This is a genomic window from Haloarcula limicola (assembly GCF_010119205.1).
Taxonomy (GTDB): domain Archaea; phylum Halobacteriota; class Halobacteria; order Halobacteriales; family Haloarculaceae; genus Haloarcula; species Haloarcula limicola.
On record NZ_WRXM01000002.1, the window covers coordinates 298,013 to 314,996 of the forward strand.

At 61.2% G+C, this 16,984-nt stretch carries 19 protein-coding genes; 12 read left to right on the forward strand and 7 right to left on the reverse strand.

What is annotated here, in order from left to right; all coding sequences use genetic code 11:
- Window positions 1-47: 47 nt before the first annotated feature.
- Window positions 48-2,735 carry a DUF262 domain-containing protein gene (locus GO488_RS10990; RefSeq protein ID WP_162317868.1) on the reverse strand — a complete coding sequence of 896 codons (2,688 nt, stop codon included), beginning with the start codon at window positions 2,733-2,735 and terminating at the stop codon, window positions 48-50.
- Window positions 2,736-3,007: 272 nt separating this feature from the next.
- The gene (locus GO488_RS10995) at window positions 3,008-3,316 is read right to left on the reverse strand and encodes a hypothetical protein (protein ID WP_162317869.1); all 309 of its coding nucleotides are present in this window, start codon (window positions 3,314-3,316) and stop codon (window positions 3,008-3,010) included.
- A gap of 492 nt (window positions 3,317-3,808) precedes the next feature.
- Between GO488_RS10995 and GO488_RS11000 the strand changes: the two genes are divergently transcribed.
- Window positions 3,809-4,078, forward strand: a complete 270-nt coding sequence (locus tag GO488_RS11000) for a hypothetical protein (protein WP_241692931.1) — start codon at window positions 3,809-3,811, stop codon at window positions 4,076-4,078.
- Between the two features lie 98 nt (window positions 4,079-4,176).
- Here GO488_RS11000 and GO488_RS20215 read toward each other — a convergent pair whose 3' ends face one another.
- Window positions 4,177-4,392, reverse strand: a complete 216-nt coding sequence (locus tag GO488_RS20215; RefSeq protein ID WP_367398184.1) for a transcriptional regulator — start codon at window positions 4,390-4,392, stop codon at window positions 4,177-4,179.
- A gap of 462 nt (window positions 4,393-4,854) precedes the next feature.
- On the opposite strand from GO488_RS20215, the gene GO488_RS11005 reads away from it, so the two are divergent.
- From GO488_RS11005 to GO488_RS11020, 4 genes are all read left to right on the forward strand, one after another.
- Window positions 4,855-5,319, forward strand: a complete 465-nt coding sequence (locus GO488_RS11005) for a helix-turn-helix transcriptional regulator (protein WP_162317870.1) — start codon at window positions 4,855-4,857, stop codon at window positions 5,317-5,319.
- Between the two features lie 136 nt (window positions 5,320-5,455).
- Window positions 5,456-6,652, forward strand: a complete 1,197-nt coding sequence (locus GO488_RS11010) for a tyrosine-type recombinase/integrase (protein ID WP_162317871.1) — start codon at window positions 5,456-5,458, stop codon at window positions 6,650-6,652.
- Between the two features lie 215 nt (window positions 6,653-6,867).
- Window positions 6,868-7,089 (forward strand): DUF7557 family protein, encoded by a 222-nt coding sequence (locus GO488_RS11015; RefSeq protein ID WP_162317872.1) that lies wholly within the window; start codon window positions 6,868-6,870, stop codon window positions 7,087-7,089.
- The gene (locus GO488_RS11020; RefSeq protein ID WP_162317873.1) at window positions 7,086-7,487 is read left to right on the forward strand and encodes a type II toxin-antitoxin system VapC family toxin; all 402 of its coding nucleotides are present in this window, start codon (window positions 7,086-7,088) and stop codon (window positions 7,485-7,487) included. Before GO488_RS11015 ends, GO488_RS11020 begins: the two co-directional genes overlap by 4 nt.
- A 22-nt stretch (window positions 7,488-7,509) precedes the next feature.
- On the opposite strand, the gene GO488_RS11025 is transcribed toward GO488_RS11020, so the two are convergent.
- Together GO488_RS11025 and ilvD are read right to left on the reverse strand one after the other, a co-directional pair.
- The gene (locus GO488_RS11025; RefSeq protein WP_162317874.1) at window positions 7,510-7,752 is read right to left on the reverse strand and encodes a hypothetical protein; all 243 of its coding nucleotides are present in this window, start codon (window positions 7,750-7,752) and stop codon (window positions 7,510-7,512) included.
- 115 nt (window positions 7,753-7,867) lie between these two features.
- Window positions 7,868-9,598, reverse strand: coding sequence for a dihydroxy-acid dehydratase (gene ilvD / locus GO488_RS11030; RefSeq protein ID WP_162317875.1), 1,731 nt, complete (start codon window positions 9,596-9,598; stop codon window positions 7,868-7,870).
- Between the two features lie 124 nt (window positions 9,599-9,722).
- Here ilvD and GO488_RS11035 point away from each other — a divergent pair, with 124 nt between their 5' ends.
- The 7 genes from GO488_RS11035 to GO488_RS11065 all read left to right on the forward strand — a co-directional run bounded on the left by GO488_RS11035 (window position 9,723) and on the right by GO488_RS11065 (window position 15,267).
- Window positions 9,723-10,694, forward strand: coding sequence for a beta-ribofuranosylaminobenzene 5'-phosphate synthase family protein (locus tag GO488_RS11035; protein WP_162317876.1), 972 nt, complete (start codon window positions 9,723-9,725; stop codon window positions 10,692-10,694).
- Between the two features lie 71 nt (window positions 10,695-10,765).
- Entirely contained in the window at window positions 10,766-11,602 is an 837-nt protein-coding gene (locus GO488_RS11040; protein ID WP_162317877.1) for an RAD55 family ATPase, read from the forward strand.
- 88 nt (window positions 11,603-11,690) lie between these two features.
- Window positions 11,691-12,608: a hypothetical protein gene (locus GO488_RS11045; protein ID WP_162317878.1), complete on the forward strand. Its 918-nt coding sequence runs from the start codon at window positions 11,691-11,693 to the stop codon at window positions 12,606-12,608.
- Entirely contained in the window at window positions 12,601-13,140 is a 540-nt protein-coding gene (locus GO488_RS11050) for a DUF8135 domain-containing protein (RefSeq protein WP_162317879.1), read from the forward strand. Before GO488_RS11045 ends, GO488_RS11050 begins: the two co-directional genes overlap by 8 nt.
- A 32-nt stretch (window positions 13,141-13,172) precedes the next feature.
- Window positions 13,173-13,496 (forward strand): transcription factor S, encoded by a 324-nt coding sequence (locus GO488_RS11055; protein WP_162317880.1) that lies wholly within the window; start codon window positions 13,173-13,175, stop codon window positions 13,494-13,496.
- Window positions 13,497-13,558: 62 nt separating this feature from the next.
- The gene (locus GO488_RS11060; protein ID WP_162317881.1) at window positions 13,559-13,900 is read left to right on the forward strand and encodes a hypothetical protein; all 342 of its coding nucleotides are present in this window, start codon (window positions 13,559-13,561) and stop codon (window positions 13,898-13,900) included.
- Between the two features lie 758 nt (window positions 13,901-14,658).
- Window positions 14,659-15,267: a response regulator gene (locus tag GO488_RS11065; RefSeq protein ID WP_162317882.1), complete on the forward strand. Its 609-nt coding sequence runs from the start codon at window positions 14,659-14,661 to the stop codon at window positions 15,265-15,267.
- Between the two features lie 41 nt (window positions 15,268-15,308).
- Here the strand turns inward: GO488_RS11065 and GO488_RS11070 are convergent, their stop codons facing one another.
- Both GO488_RS11070 and GO488_RS11075 read right to left on the reverse strand, forming a co-directional pair.
- The gene (locus GO488_RS11070; protein ID WP_162317883.1) at window positions 15,309-16,181 is read right to left on the reverse strand and encodes a ZIP family metal transporter; all 873 of its coding nucleotides are present in this window, start codon (window positions 16,179-16,181) and stop codon (window positions 15,309-15,311) included.
- A gap of 45 nt (window positions 16,182-16,226) precedes the next feature.
- Complete coding sequence (locus GO488_RS11075) at window positions 16,227-16,919, reverse strand: SDR family NAD(P)-dependent oxidoreductase (RefSeq protein WP_162317884.1); 693 nt, start codon at window positions 16,917-16,919, stop codon at window positions 16,227-16,229.
- Window positions 16,920-16,984: the final 65 nt, after the last annotated feature.

The window sequence follows — 16,984 nt, forward strand, 5'->3', positions numbered from 1 at the left end:
AATATCGTCGATATCCGCAGCGGTAGGCTAAATACAGCGTCTCGGTATCAGCTCATCCGTCTTCGGAAGTTGGCAGTGATGATGTCGTTTTCAGTTTTGGTTATCTCCTCGGACAGATCCTCAAAGTCAACATCCGCGAACTCATCGTCATCGAATGCGATCAGAGCACATAGCTCTTCGACGAGGTGAGCTCTATTCTTCGTGACAGTATCGTATGTCCACTCATCTGCTAGGTCACTCATCTCCTTTCTCTGCTCCGCCAACTTGTCATTAATCTCTTCGCAGAGTTCGTCGGCCGAGTCGGCCTCACTATCAAAGCGATCCCGAATATTTGTCCAGTCTACCGCTTCCTCTTGCTCATCTCCATCGGCTTCATTAAGCGCGTCCAGTTCGTTACGCCCTGCTTCTAACTGAAGGTAGTTCTCGAGTGAACCAGTATACGGGAAGAAAAGATTCTCACAGATGTAAGTACTCGTGGTCATCTCACAGAAATCGGTCGTAGCTTTGTAGGTACGGGCTTTCTCGTCGAAGAGTTTGTTTCCTATGCTCAGATTCCCAGTATAATGTAATAGTGTCAGGTTTCCAATATCGTTCTGGTAATGTTCAGCGATTTCTTCCAGCGTGTCGTCAGCCTCATCGTCTATGAACGACTCGACCATGTCTCCAACTTCTGTGCCTTCATGTGTTTTGAAGAATTTCTTGAACCACACGTACTCGTCGTCTGCGCCAGATCGTATCGGCGATTGTGGGAAGATATGTTCGAGGTGGACGATATCTTCGTTTAAATTCAATCGACGCAGGACCATGTCAGAGTCACTCCCGGAGAAATTCTCAGAGACGATTTTCCGGAGTATTTGCTTACCCCACTGTTTTCGCCATTTGGACTGGTAAAGTGCTTCAACAAGCGACTCGCCGACAGCGCTCGGGTCATCCGTTTCGATATCGGTAAGTGACTCGATTACGTCGCCATTAATTCCTCTCTTATGATACTCCGTAATAGCTGATGAGTAAGCACGGTCTCTGGTGTGGGTATCCATCGAGGCAAATTTTCGTATCGCCATCGACTCAATGGCCCGAAGAAGGTCCTTCAATCGCTGCTGCTCGGTAATATCATTTTCAACGATATCGTGATAGAACCCGAGTACCAATGGTTCCCAGATGCTGGTATCGGCTTTCTGAAGTCTAGCAATGATCCGATCAGCCTCATACTCGATCGCCTCATTTCCGCTGTCACCTAGGTCTATGCCTTCATTATTGATGTCTGTGATGTCGTTGTAATACTTCGAATATCGGCTCAACTCATCAAGAAAGTCCTTGGCATCACGCGTTGACGTGAGGTGACTTTCAAGCCTCGCGTCAGAACTCTCGCTGGGATTCTGAACGAATGCCTCAAGAAGGTGGTCTCTCAATTCTCCCCGCGAGTTAGCCTCACCCTTTGTAACGAAGTACGTACGGAGGAATTTGATGATACGGTCGTTCCCGAACTCGTCGACAATATTTTCCCACTTGTCTACGTAGGCATCTCGTTCAGGATCACCTCGGAAGCACGCAACAATTCGGGTACGCATAACATCTGCTTTCTTAAGTTCCATACCCCGATCATTTAGAATCTCGAATATCCTCATTAGAAGTCGGGGCTGATTATTCTGGACTTCGAAGTATCCGACGCGGAAAGAGTGGAGAATGTAGTTCGTAACATTAATCAGAGAATATATTTTTTCTTTATCGCTGTCGTATTCAGCAAGCCGATTAGCAATTTTGTTATCAAAGTACAGATAGCACTCGATAAAGTTTTGATTTTCGTCGGATAATTCGACTTTGTTCTGTAGCAACTCTCGAGCGAGGTCGCCATTTACATTAATTTCAGGTGGCTCGTCTGCTTCAGACCCAGATTCGTCTTCCGTTTCATCGACGTTACTTTCTTGGCCTTCCTCTACGAGCAGTCCATTATCATTGACGCTTCCTGCTTGCGCATTCGTTAGATTTGGGCGACCAGTTTCCCCATCAGGGTAGAATTCATCATTATCAACAGCACGAAGATACGTTTCCGCGTCAATATCAAATGCATCCAGGAATTCACTAACTCTGATTGCGTCATATTTCGTGTTCCCATGAACCCGGTCACATTTGACGAGATATTTTAGCAATTCCTCCTTACCAGTCAACATTGCAGTAAAGAACGACTCATGATGGCGATTCGGGATAAGTGAGACGTTTTTCTCTGTTCCAACACCGGTATCCCGGTAGACCAATTCTTCGACATTCGTGACTTCGCCTCCCAGATCTGCATAAAGATCTCCCTCATTTAGATGGTGGTGCATGTGATCTGCGATGATTTTGAAGAGCACCGTGAGGGTCGTGATCCGCTGTTGGCCGTCAATGATGTCGTATAGCTCTTCGATATCATCTTCCTCTATGCTATCGATGTCTTGCTCCGCGAAAAACATCGAACCGAAGAAAATATCGGTAATTGTTGGCTCTGCCGAGCTACCGTTCGCTGTGTATAGTTTGTCTATTTCTTCCCATAATTCCTCCCACTGCTCTTCTTCCCACTGATAACCTCGCTGGTAATCTGGAATCCGGAAGTTCCGCTCGAAGAAGGCATTGAGAGTTTTTTTCTCGATCGTAATCGCTCGATCAGTAATATTATTGACAAGGGCGTGAACAGGAATCTGGTTTTCGCCACTTGCGCTCCCTGTGAACTTGATGATTTTCTCTCCAATTGGGGATGGCACAACAATACATCAGAGTGGTCGGAAATAAAAGGTCCTGTTGAGACCCACCGTTGCTGATAAATTAAACCCAGACGGTCGTGGCGAATCGCCAGACATAACTTGATTTCACGAGTTCAGGGACTGATTTCGAATAGGAGATATCGGTAACGAACTGACTGGGCTATGGGGAGTACGGAAGACCTCCCCGTCGTTGATGGACGGATTCCGTTTGGGACGGTGGTTCTCACGACCAGCGGATGGCTGTGGGCATGTTCCTACAAACACTAATGGAACTACTGTAGTTGCTTTCGAACCTTGTCAATATATTTTGATTTAAGTCGGTGTGATACGTGCTTGGTGTTGCTATCGATTTCGTCCTCGTCCACCCATTTGATTTCAGTCATATATTTTGGGTATCTTGAATTGCTACGGAAGACGCCATTCATACCATTTCTTGTAAGATCGATGTTATAGTCTTGTTTTAGTCGTTTTCTTATTTCAACACCCCAGAGAGCCTCACCATCGGCATCTGCCAGCACCTTCAGCATCGCTTGTTGTTTTGTTGTCAGGGTCGTCAAATCCTCTATCACTTCGTCGGTCATACCAACATCTTCTGGCCGATAATGCTTATAAAAATCTATTTTTATAGTATAATAAAAAGTTGAAATATTTTCGGGTTTGGAATTCACCAGGCAAAGTCTCGCGTCGAGGTTCCAAATCGTGCTTGCCCCCCACCCGAGACCAAACATCACCACAAACAGTGCGTGTTCTCTGATGTATCGGTGACCGATACGCGCTCTGTATGCAGCACGATCGCTGAAACTTATCACCTACGGAGGGTTTCAACAGACCTATTCGTTTGTAATCCCATAAGAGGCTGCGATTCACTCCGTCCCACGTATCTCCCAACTACATCCCACTACAAACCACCAGACACCGGTACTTCGTCCTATTCGTCCCACCTTCGTTCCATGACGGTCTGTCGGCGTTTGAAGGGGTTGAATCGCTAATTCTCTCGTCGTTACGGGCTGTAATTTCACTTCGTCCCACGCACACGCCCCAGCGCTTTTAGACCCGTTCACGTCGGCCGGATTATGGCATTGCGCAACTGCCGGACGGTGAGTGGGGTACTCGGGCCGCAGAACGAAGCGAAGGAACACGTCAATCTTGACGCGTCGGACCACGACGCTCCGATATTCGCTCAGCATAACGATGATGCTGAGCGCTGGACCTTCGGCGTCGAGGACGGTTCGGCGAGCCTCATCAAGACAATCGAGGCCGACGACGTGGTCGTACTCCCCAAGGTACCACCGTGGGCCGAGACCGTGCTGTTCGGCGTGGGTATCGCGGAGACCGACGCATGAGCGCTGTCGAAAACCGGCCGCCGGCCGACGGAGGTGGGGGGAGAGACGTCGGCCAGTGACCTACGAGGGAATCTTGCGGGTTCCTTTATAAAATTTCGCTATCCATCTCCGTGAAGATACCCCTCTCCGTCGGAGCTAATCCTGTAGTACCCGCGTTTCACACGCTCGACATAATCGTTCTTTGTCAATACAGAGAGTCTTCGATTCACTTCATCCCGCGATTTGTCGATGTTAATAGCAATCACTGCAGGCGACAGTATAAGGCTGGATTCCGACAAAATCTCCAGAATTCTGTCGTCAATGGGCAACTGCATCCACTCCTTCGGGTCCCGAGTCGAAGCCACAATATTTGGTGTTCAGACTCCGGACACATATCAGATTTGAATAATGAATTGGTGTGGAATATCTCATGAATTCATGCAAATGTTTATACCACAGCCTCATTAATCCATGTGATACAGGTCGACGCGATGCTCCCTCGGGATGTTGCGCCTCGAAGAAAGGGGTGCGACGCCGTGTGCCAGCACGGGCGTCGCGTCGGTCTATGCAGGACCGCATGCACGCACACGAGATTCGGGGACTTGAAACCTCCCTATGGTTCGACAGCGAATCGACCGAGAAACAACCCCCTAACGGCATTTACGAGTGTCACAAGGGGACGTGCCCGACCTGCGGCGAGGCCATCGACGGACTCGACGCTGACCGGCGCACGACTGTCCGTCCGTGCGGACACTCCGTGTCTGAGCGGACGCTGACGCTGATTACTGGAGATACCCATGAGTAACGACGACAACACTTCGATAGAGGAGAGTACCGACTGGACCGACCTGACTGGCTTTCAGCGCGACCTGCTGGTGGCTATCAACCGTATCGAGACACGCGACGACGATTCCGAGCCCTACGGCCTGGGTCTCCGCGCCGAGCTGGAAGAACTCGGATACGACCGCGTGAACCACGGCCGGATTTACCCGAACCTCGACACGCTCGTCGAGGCGGAACTGGTCGAGAAGACGGAGCTGGACGACCGGACGAACAGCTACACGCTGACTGGCGAGGGCGTCAGTATGCTCCAGCGCCGAGCGCGTCAGCTAGCAGAGCTGTGTGACTTGCCCGTGGCGATCGCTATGGACGGCGGCCGCGAGATCGAGGAGTGGCACCACTGTGTCTGCGGCGCTCGGTACCGTTCTCGGTCGGCGGCACTTCGTTGCTGTGGGGATCGGTTTGGAGGTGAACAGGCGTGACGGCAATCGACTGGCCTGCTGGCTTTGAGCGGACGGACTCGGCCCGTCGAGAGCCAAACCGGAACTTCGAGGCGACGCTGGCACAGACAACAGAAGATATCGGCGTCGCGCCTGGTGGAGTGGAAGGGAGGACGCGATGAGTGAGGACGACCGCGACGCTGATGATGTCCTTGACGAGCTGCGAGAGATGCTGGACGACGAAGCAGATCTCGATTCCACGGCACCGCGGAAGGCGTTCGATCTCTGGATGCAGCAGCAACAGGATGCCGCCGAATCGACTCTTCAGTCGTATCGCTACCGCGTTCGGCCGTTCCTTCAGTTCTGTGAAGAGAAGGAGATCGACGACCTGAACGAGGTGACGACGCGGGATATCAAGGAGTTCGAGGCCCGTCGATGGGATTCGGACCTTCAGCGCAACACGCTGAATAATCAGTTCGGGACGCTCCGGCAGTTCCTGACCTACTGTCGAGATTTGAACGCGGTTTCGGATGACGTTGTGACGGCGCTGGATGTTCCCGACCTTTCGAAGGAACAGCGTGTCAACACGGAGAAGCTCATCACCGACCGAGCGCAGGAGATTATCGAGAATCTGGACCGCTATCGGTACGCTTCGCGTGACCACGTACTGACGCTACTTCTCTGGCGTACGACCGCGCGTATCGGCACGATTCGGTCGCTGGATTTAGAGGACGTGTATCTTGATGAGGCGGACCGCGAGCGGCTTCGAGAGGAACTGGAGTCGGGTGGATACGCGAACCATGTCATCGAGAGCATCCTCGCTGAAGCTTCGCTTCCGTTCTTGTATCTGCGTCACCGACCAGAGAGTGAGACGCCACTGAAGAATCAGGAGGGTGGCGAGCGGATCATCAACATCGCGGAGTGGGTCGCGGACGTCCTTCGGGACTTCATTCGTGTGAACCGGGATGATGTTACTGACGAGTACGGCCGCGAGCCACTGTTGTCTTCACAGAAGGGCAGTGGTCGGCTCTCGGATTCGGCGATACGGAACTGGATTTACATCTTCACTCAGCCGTGCGAGTTCGGTGGGGAGTGTCCGCACGATCGCGATCCGGAGGAGTGCGAGGCCCGCGTGCATGGACATGGTTCGACGTGTCCGAGTTCTCGGAGCCCGCACAAGATTCGGACGGGTTCGATTACGCATCATCGAGACCAGGGCTGGCCGGTGCCGGATTTGGCGGAGAAGGCGAATACGAGTGAGGAGTTGATTGAGGGCGTCTATGACCAGCCTGAACAGCTGGTTCGAGGCGCTTCTCGGCGATCCCATCTCGACAAGCTGGACAGCGCGGCGACCGATTCAGACGACGATTCATAACCAATGATGTCACCAATAGTTTCGAGTAGATTTACATGGAAATACACAGACTGCGACGGAACCACCTCGGCGGTCCCATTCTACTTTCGCGGCGCTCGACTCCGAGCGCCGCGTGAATCGACGATGAGCGGCGAGATTCGAGCCTATTAGTTCATAGCCCGGAACGGCGCGGAGCGCCGAAAGAGATACCAATTCGACGTACACAACGTACACACATGAGCACGATACGAGTCACCGACGACGTAAAAGAGCGGCTACGGGACCTGAAACGGGACGACGAGAGTTTTAACGACCTACTGGACCGCCTCAGTCGAAGTGAGAAGGACGTCGAACAGATAGCAGAATCACTTAGCGAACTCGGTGAGGAGAACTTCGGTGAGCGGACGAAAGAGGCACACGAGGAGCTGAACGAGTCGCTGGAGCGACGTAGAGAATGATTGTTCTTGACCGGGATATACTCGTCAAGCTCGTCGAATCGAATCAAGAGGTGATTCGACACCTGAAACAGTATCGCACCGAGGAGTGGACTATCCCGTCACTAGTTGCTTGGGAATCGTACAAGGCTCAAGACTCTCGACAAGAGATGAGGCAGGCACAGACGCGCTTGCAGTCGGATTTCGACCGAATCATTGATTTCTCCGACGACACAGCACTGGAAGCAGCCTATCTCGACGAACGCCTCACTTCGCAGAGTGTCTCACTCGATCCCGTAGATCTGCTGAATCTGGCGACGGCCTACGAGGAAGGCGGGACGTTCGTTACCCACAACGAGCGAGACTTCGACAAAGCGCCCCTACTCGAACTCGCGGACATAGACGTCGTGCACACTAGTTGATATTCTGCCGAGATACGACGGTTTAGCTCCGCGTTATCTCTATCAGACCGCGTTTCAGCGCTTCTTCGAAGCGATCGTCCAGCGCCATCGACTCCCAGTTCTCCGGGAGTTCGTCGTCGGGGAGCGAAGAGAGCGAGTCGACCAGCGAGCGGTGGAGAAACCGACCGTTCTCCCCGCAGTCGTCACAGGTACGGATGATCGACCGGACGCCGAAGGAGCGCGTGGCGGTCGCACCGCAGTTGGCACAGACGTACGTTTCGGTCACACCCCCCGTTTGGGGCTCCTCCTACTCGGGCGTTGCGCCGTCCGTCGGCGATTTTCCGATACGAAATTCAGAACGAGCTACACGTCGGCCGCGATACCGCCGCCGGCGCGGCCCGTCACTCCCACTTCGCGCCGGGGTTCGTCACCGCGCCGTTGGCCGCCGATCCGAAGTCGCGGTGGTACTTCGCCAGCACGCCGTTCGCGTAGTTCGGTTCCGGGGTGTCCCGGTCGGCCAGTCGTTCTTCGAGTTCCTCGTCGGTGAGGTCCACCGAGAGTTCGAGGTCGTCGATGTCGATGGTGATGGTGTCGCCGTCCTCCAGCGCGGCGACGGGGCCGCCGACGTAGGCCTCGGGGGCGATGTGGCCGATCGAGAAGCCGCGGGTCGCACCGGAGAAGCGGCCGTCGGTGAGCAGCGCCACGTCCTCGGAGTGGCCCTGGCCGGCGACGGCGCTCGTGACGCCGAGCATCTCGCGCATGCCGGGACCGCCGCGGGGCCCCTCGTTGCGGATGACGATGGCGTCGCCGCTCTCGACGTTGCCCTCCTGGACGTACTCCATCGCGCCGGACTCCTCCTCGAAGACGCGGACCGGCCCCTCGTGGTGGAGGTGGTCCTCGCCGGTGATCTTGATGACCGCGCCGTCGGGCGCGAGGTTGCCCGAGAGGATGCGGATGGCCCCGCGCTCGTGGATGGGGTCCTCGACCGTGTTCAGGAAGTCCGCGTCGAGGTCCTCGATGGCCGGCGGGTCGAGCGCTTCGAGTTCCTCGGAGACGGTGTTGCCCGTCACCGTCAGCGCGTCGCCGTGGAGCAGACCGGCGTCGGCGAGGGCCTTCAGGACGACTGGGACGCCGCCGACCTCGTGGAGGTCGTTCATCACGCGGCTGCCGCCGGGCTGGAGGTCGGCGATCTTGGGCGTCCGGGCGCTGATCTCGTTGAACTGCTCGATGTCGAGGTCGACGCCGGCCTCGGCGGCCAGCGCGAGCAGGTGGAGGACGGCGTTGGTCGACCCGCCGACGGCGACCTGCAGCGCGATGGCGTTCTCGAAGCTCTCCAGCGTGAGGAAGTCGGAGGGTTTGCGGTCGTTCTCGACCACGTCCAGGACGAGTTCGCCGCTGTCGCGAGCCACGTCGTAGCGCGACTCGTGTTCCGCGGGCGGGGAGGCGCTTCCGAGGGGTGCGAACCCGAGCGCCTCGGAGATGGAGGCCATCGTGTTGGCGGTGAACATCCCGCCGCAGGAGCCCGCGCCGGGGCAGGCGTGGCGCTCCATCTCGTCGAGTTCCTCCTCGCTCATCTCGCCGTCGGCGACGGCCCCGACGCCCTCGAAGACGTTCTGGATGGTGATCTCGCGGCCGTCGTGCTCGCCGGGCATGATGGACCCGCCGTAGAGGAAGACGCTCGGGAGGTCGGTGCGGATGGAGGCCATCATCATCCCGGGCATGTTCTTGTCGCAGCCGCCGATGGTGACCAGCCCGTCCATGCGCTCGCCGAAGGAGACGAGTTCGACGGAGTCGGCGATGACCTCCCGGGAGATAAGCGAGGCTTTCATCCCCTCGGTCCCCATCGAGATGGCGTCGGAGATGGTGATGGTGCCGAACTCGATCGGCATCCCGCCGGCGTCGTCGATGCCCTCGTAGGCGGCGTCGGCCACGTCGTCCAGGTGGACGTTACACGGCGTGATGTCGGCCGCCGGGTTTGCGACGCCGACCATCGGCGAGGCGAGGTCCTCGTCGTCGTAGCCCATCGCGCGGAACATCGCGCGGTGGGGGGCCTTCTCGACGCCCTCGGTGACTTCGTTGCTCCGGAGGTCCGGGTCCTTCTCCGGACGCTCGCGGCGTTCCTGCTGACTCATGTTCGAACCCAGACCCCGGGTCGCCTTAAACGCCCTGTAATCGTGGTACCGTCCCGCACTCTCGTCCGTGGCGAATCCCACCGCTGACAGTAGCTTCTTTCCCGCTCGCCCCGAACCCCGTCCAATGGCGACGGTCACGACCGCGGCGCGACTCCACTTCGGCTTTCAGAACCTCTCGCTCGCCCACGACCGCCTCTACGGCGGTGTCGGGCTCGCACTCGACGAGCCGCGGCTCGTCGTCACCGCCGAGGCGGCCGAGGTGATAGCGTGCGACGACGCGGCCGTCGAACCCTACGCCCGCCGCGTCGTCGAGGCGCTGGACGTGCCCGGGGCGCGGGTCGCCGTCGAGGAGCGATTTCCCCGCCACGTCGGGCTCGGGAGCGGGACCCAGTTGGCGCTCGCGGTCCTCGTCGCCGTGGCGCGAGCGCACGACCTGACCGCGGACGCGCGGACCGTCGCACCGCGACTCGGACGGGGCGGGCGCAGCGGGATCGGCGTCGCCACGTTCGAAAACGGCGGGTTCGTCGTCGACGGCGGCCACCCGACCGAGCGCTTTACCGCCCAACCGCCAGCCGAGGGCGACTGGGACGTGCCGCCGATATTGGCCCGTCACGACGTGCCGGCTCACTGGCGGTTCCTCGTCGTCGTCCCGGACACCGACCCCGGACAGAGCGGGAGCGAGGAGGACCGGAGCATGCGACAGGCCATCGAGCGGGCCGACCCCGGCATCGCCGACGAGATCTCGACCCTGCTCACCCGCCGGCTCCTCCCGGCCATCGCCACGCGGGACCGCCGCCGGTTCGGCGCGGCCGCCGCTCGACTCGGCCGACTTAACGGCGCGTGGTACGCCGACGAACAGGGCGGCGTCTATCGTCCGCCAGCGGGCACCATCGTCGAGTCCCTCTCTGACGCCCCGACGGTGACCGGCGCGGGCCAGTCCTCGTGGGGGCCGACCGTCTGGGGACTGACGGACGCCGACGGCGCGGCGGCGGCGCGAGAGGCCGGTGCGGACGCACTTGACGCCGCCGGCGTCGACGGTGACGTGTACCTGGTCGCCCCGCGGAACACGGGCGCGAAGTTGGCCGAGGGGGAGTAGTCCACCGCCCCGTTACCAATCGTGGTAGCGTGAGCCAAGCGTTTAAGCGACCGCACGGGCCACTGGAGTTCATGAAGCGAATCCCGTTCGGCATCAGGCAACTGGACGCCGTCGTCAACGGCGGCGCGCCGGCCGGCAGCGTCGTCTTGCTCTCGGGGGAGGGCGGAGCCGGCACGCGGGAGTTCATGCACACGAGCGCGGTCATCAACGGATTGGCCGAGGAAGACGGCGACCTCTTCGACCTCCACTACGGGTCGCTGTCGGCCGATGCCGTCCTCCCGGAGTCCGTCCACTACGTCTCCTTCACCGCGAGCGGCGGGCAACTCGAAGCCGAGATGCGGCTGGCGATGGACGAGGAGCTGCTGGAGGCCGGCCTCGCGGGAGTGGAGTTTCACGACCTCTCCGAGCGGTACTTCCACGTGAGCCCGGTACCCAGAGAGTGGTACGCCGAGGAGACGCCGACGATCAAGGACCTGCGGGCGCGCCACGAACGCGACGACCTGTTGGGGGCGCTGGGCGAGAAGCTCGGCGACGTCGCGCCCGGCAATCTGGTCCTCATCGACTCGCTGTCGGACCTCATCAACGGACTCGGTCGGGACATCGACTGGACGGACATCACGTACCTCGTCTCCGGCCTCCAGAGAGCGGCCCACGAGTGGGGCGGGCTCATCCTCTTACACCTCAACAGCGAGACGCTCTCGGACGTGCGCGAGGGGCAGTTGAGCGACGCCGCCCACGGGACGATGGAGTTCTCCTGGGAATCGGGGGGGTCCACCCGCGCCCGGACGCTCGTCGTCAAGCAGTTCCGCGGCGTCCTCTCCCAGATAGAGGCGGAGAACATCGTCCAGTTCGAGACCGAGATCGGCGACGCCGGCTTCGACATCAGCGACGTGCGCAAGATCCGCTGAAACGGGCCTCTCGGGCGTTCTGGTCCCAGTCTCGGACGCTGAAATGGGCGGCAAACGCTTAACTAGCAGGTTCGTCAAACCGTACTCCATGGCCAGTGAGTCGACGGAGGAGGGGGCCGTCACCGTCGAGTTGTCGCCGGGGCTCGACGAGTGGCTCGACGAGCGAGCGGCGACGCTCGGCGTCCCCCGCGAAGAGGTCGTCAGACAGGTGCTGGCGTCGTATCAGGCCGCGGCCGATTTCGAGGACGGGTCGCTATCGGGGCTCGTCGACGTCGAGGCGGCCGTCGAGGACGCGATGCAGGACCAGCTCGATGCCGCGGTCAGCGCCGCCGTCGCCGACGCGCTGGACGGACAGGTCGAGACGACGGCGGAGTCGGCCGTCGGCGACCACCTCCCGGCGATCGCCGACGCCGTCGAGGGGCGACTGGACGACCGGGTCGACGCCGTCGAAGCCGACTTCCGAGCCAAGATCGAGGACGTGCGCGAACGGGTCGTTCAGGTCAAGCGGGAGGCCGACGGGAAGGCCCCGGCCGACCACGACCACGCCGAGTTCGACGCGCTCGCCGAACTCGAGAGCGAGGTGACGGAACTGCGACGCGAACTCGTCGACCATACAGAACGCGTCGAGGAGCGCGTCGCCGACCAGTCGGGCCGCATCGACGACCTCGAAGCGGAGTCGACCGCCGTCGAGGACCGGCTCGACGACGTCGAGGACAAGCTCAAGCGCGTCGCGTGGGTCGTCAGCGACCTCCGGGAGGACCGGGGCGGCCGCGACAGTCACCAGCGGGCCGTCGACCGTATCAAGCGCGCCGCGGCGCAGGAGGGCGTCTCGACGGCGACCTGTGAGAACTGCGGCGAGTCGGTCGAGATCGCCCTGTTGACCGATCCGCAGTGTCCCCACTGCGGGACGGCCGTCTCCGACGTGCGACCGGAGGGGGGTATCTTCCGCACGAAGGCGCGGCTCGTCACCGCCGCGCAACTGGAGGCCAGTTCGGACGATGAGTGACGACCGCGACGACCCGTTCGAGGAGTTCGACGCGCAGGCGGACCGCGACGGCGACCCGTTCGCGCATCTCGACGCGCCCGACGAAGCCGACGAATCGTCGATCGGGACGGCTGACGATGCTACCGTCGCCGAGGAACCCGCTCCCGACGGGGAGTTCGAGGCGGTCACGGACGACGGCCCGCTCTCGGCGGGGGAAGCCGACCCGTTCTCGGGGATGACCGACCGCGGCGGCGACCCCTTCGGCGCCGGCGAGAGCGTCTTCGAGGCGGTCGACGTCGGCTCCGTCGACGCCGACGAGGTGTGGGCGTCGCTCGCCGAGGACGGCGACGAGCGACCGACCGCCGGCGTCACTCGCCACGCCGACGTCTCGAAACACCGCTACTGCGAGCGGTGCGAGCACTTCTCCGGCCCGCCGGAAGTCCGGTGTACGCGCGGGGACACCGAGATCGTGGAGTTTCTCGACATGGAGACGGTGCGGTTGCTGAACTGCCCGGTCGTCGCCGAACAGCGCCGGCTCGGCAACGAGGAGTAACGTCTTTTTGCGGGGACCGCCCAGTAGCGGCTATGCAGTTCTGCGACGACTGCGGTTCGATGATGCACGCGGACGGCGGCGAGATGGTCTGTCAGTCCTGCGGCGCGCGCGTCGCCAAGGACGAGGACCGTGCCGCCGACTTCGTCACCACGGACGAACAGAGCGACGACGACGTCATCGAGACCGAGGAAGGGGCGAACTTCGAGGGGAAACCCACCGCCGGGGACGTGACCTGCGACGAGTGCGGCCACGGGGAGGCGTGGTACACCATCAAACAGACCGGGTCGGCCGACGAACCGCCGACGCGCTTCTTCAAGTGCCAGGAGTGCGGCCACCGCTGGCGGGAGTACAGCTGATCCCACGGCTTTCATTTGCCGGGTACAGTTCTATCGGGCTCTGTCGCGTCCTTCGAAGCGTAATGCCAGAATTCACGCTGCACGAGCCGACGATCCGTGGGACGACGAAGGCGGAACCTCGCATTCCGTACGAGGAAGCCGACTTCGCGACGGACGACATCGCCGACCTCGACGACTACTTCCTCCTCTCGACGTCGGGCATCCCGCCCGAGGACTTCGACGACCTGTACCTCCCCGTCTGCCACCTCGACCAGCGCCTGAGTCTGCCGCTCCTCCGGCGCGCGCTCGACGAGATCGAGACCCTCGAAGGCATCGAAGCCGAGACGATGACCGAGACCATCGACATGATTCACGACCTCGGGGAGTGCTTCCCGAACGACGGTCTCAACGACGACAGCGTGTAGGCCGCGCCGACGTTTTTCTGTCGCTCTCCGGAATCCGTGATTCGCGTAGACGCGTCCCTGTTCGGCGGTACCGGCGTAGACACTACCGTCGACGCCGGACGCGAACAGAAGAAGCCAGCGACCGCTTCGGACCAGCGGTCACGGACGCCGTCGCGCGGGGCGGTCGTCTCGGCCACGCGACCAGCGCGTCCGTTGTCGCATTTCTACGCCGTCTACGCGTCCGTCGCCGCGAAGACCCCGGCGCTCGTCGCGCAGTGTTATCCGACGATCGGTTCGCTTATTCACGTCCTAAACCCTCGTCGAGCCGACGACCGGCGGATCGAACCGCGAGCGAGCGGCCGACGATCCGACCGGCCGCGGAGGCTATCGGTGACCGGAATCGAGACTGGGATGGCGTCACGGACAGACGAGAGCGCCCGAAAGCCAAGGACCGGTGGCCCAGCGCGCCGAACGAACTGGCGTCCGGCGTCGAACGGTTTCGGTCCCGTTATACGGTCCATGCGGCGTATAAATGGACCGTTTCCACGGACTGGTCTCGGTGCAACGGTCGAACGAGATGACGGATTCCGTTGGCGCTATTTCGCCGGATATGCGGGGTAGCGGTCGAGACGACGGGTTCTGGAGCGTGAAACCGACGGGAGCGACTACAGTCTTTTATTACGTCGGTCTCTGAGAGAGCTATCGATGACACACTCTCCGCTGGTGTTCGAGAGTCCGAAACGAACGACGGTCGATCTCCTCTCCGGACGAGCGGAGGCATGAGTCGAGTCGTGGCCGACGGTGGATCCTGTATTCGAGACCGCGCGAGACAGGACGGAGGCTCCGAACCGACGGTGCTGGTCGTCGACGACGAACAGCCGCTCGCCGACGCCTACGAGCGGTGGATTCGCGATACGTGCTCGACTCGCGTCGCCTATGACGGCAAAGAAGCGGTGGAGTTGCTCGACGAGTCAGTCGACCTCGCCCTGCTGGACCGCCAGATGCCGGGTTGTTCCGGCGACGAGGTGGCCAAGACGATTCGGCAGAAAGACATCGACTGTCGCATCGCCATGCTGTCGGCGCTCGAACCCGACGAGGAGCTGCTCGACGTCTACTACGACACGTACCGGATGAAACCGCTGACGAGTCCCGAGGAGTTACACGAGCTCTTCGAGACGTTACAGCGGCGCGCGACGTACGACCCCGAGGAGCGTCGGTTGGTAGCGATAGTGACGAAAAAGCGCGACGTCGAGCAGAGCGTCGACGAGTCGACGCTACGGCAGTCGACCCGATACAGCGAACTGACCGACGAGCTAGACGCCCTCCGTCGTGACCTCTCGCGGGCCGAAGAGCTACTCGAAAAGGAAGGTTTCTCCGAACACGTCTGAGCGTCGTCCGCGCGCCGAGCCCTATCGGACGAGCGACGTTCTCACGGCGCGACCGCGATCCACGCGAGGACGACCAGCGCCGCGCCGGCCACCGTCGACCCGACGGCGTGGCTGCGGAGTTCGTCTAGGAGGTCGTGGGAGCGTTCGTGGAGCGAGCAGACCTCGTCGATCTCGCTGCCGGCCTCGCAGTTGGGGAGGAAGTCCATCGCGACGTGGAGGAAGATGCCGGCGGCGAAGCCGAAGACGACGGCCCTGACGACCGGCGTCTCCGGGAGCGTCAACAGGGCCGACGGGATGGCCGTGAGTCCGACGCCGGCCGCCGGGAGCAACAGCGCCGTCGCCGATTTGCCGTCGCGGCGGAGCCGGCGCGCGGCGGCGTACCCGGCCGGTCCCTTGTGCGAGACGATGGCCAGACCCAGCAGCAAGCCGAGCGTCGGCATCGAGGCGTAGACGAGGCCGATGACGAGGCCGGCCGAGAGCGCGTGCGCGGCGATGGCGGCCGTCGTCGTGTCGAAGGCGGTGTCGAGGTGCGTCAACCGGTGACCGATCGTATGGGCGCCGTAACCGGCGACGATGCCGAGCGCGATGCCGATGCCGCCGATGCGCGGCGTCCCCGCGGCCGTCCCGAGTCCCATCGCCTGCGGGACGAGGAACATCGCCGCCGAGGTGACCATCGCGCCGCTCGCCAACCCGTAGCCCCAGACGAGGCGGTGGGGACTCGTCTGTGTGGCGCGGGTCCCCAACCACGCGCCGAGGGCCATCGCCACGAACGCGACCCACGAGATGACGAGCACCTTCTGCGCCCCGCCGGTGACTGCCACGGCCGACAGCACGAGCAGGCCGAGAACGCCGAGAACGCCGAGTATCGAGGGGCGACCACTATTATTAAAACTCCCGCCTTCGTTAATAGGCATTACTGGATAACAACGTAGTGTTGCTAATAAAACCCTCGATCCGACTCACCGCGTCGCGTCTCGATAGTCGCCCCAGTCGATGACGGCGCCGTCGAGGGCCGATTCGGCGGCGTCGGTGAGCGCCCACAGGACCATCTCGGCGACGGCGGCGGGGTCGCGGCCGCTACCTCCCGAGAGCTCGGTCGCCACCTGGCCGGGGTCGAGCGCGCCCACCACCGTGTCGAGGTCGGCCGCGAAACCGCGAGCGACGGCCTCCGCCGCGGCCTTCGAGACGGCGTAGGACCCGTAGCCGGACATTCCCCGTCCGGCGACGGCACCGGTCGGCACGACGACGCGCGCGTCGGGCGCGAGATGCGGAACCGCCTCGCGTATCGTCGCGAACACGCCGCGCGCGTTCGTCCGCAGGTGGTCGTCGAAGGCCGCGTACGACTCCTCGGGGAGCGGCGTCTCCCCCGCGTCACCGTGATAGACGGCCGCGTTGGCGACCACGCCGTCGATTCCCCCGCCGACTCGCGCCGCCCGTTCTACCAGTCGCTCGACGTCGAACTCGTCTCGCACGTCGGCCCGCATCGCGGTCACCTGCCCGCCGTCGGCGTCGATATCGTCGGCCACCGCGTCCAGTTCGTCGGCGTCGCGGGCACAGACGACGGCGTGGCCGCCCGCGGCCGCGACCGCGCGTGCGACCGCTCTCCCGATTCCGCGACTCGCTCCGGTCACGACCACCGTCGCGTCGTTCATGGCTTCGCCTTGGGAGGCCGCCTTCATCTCAGTTTGCACCGGGACCGCTCGAACCTCGTTCCCCT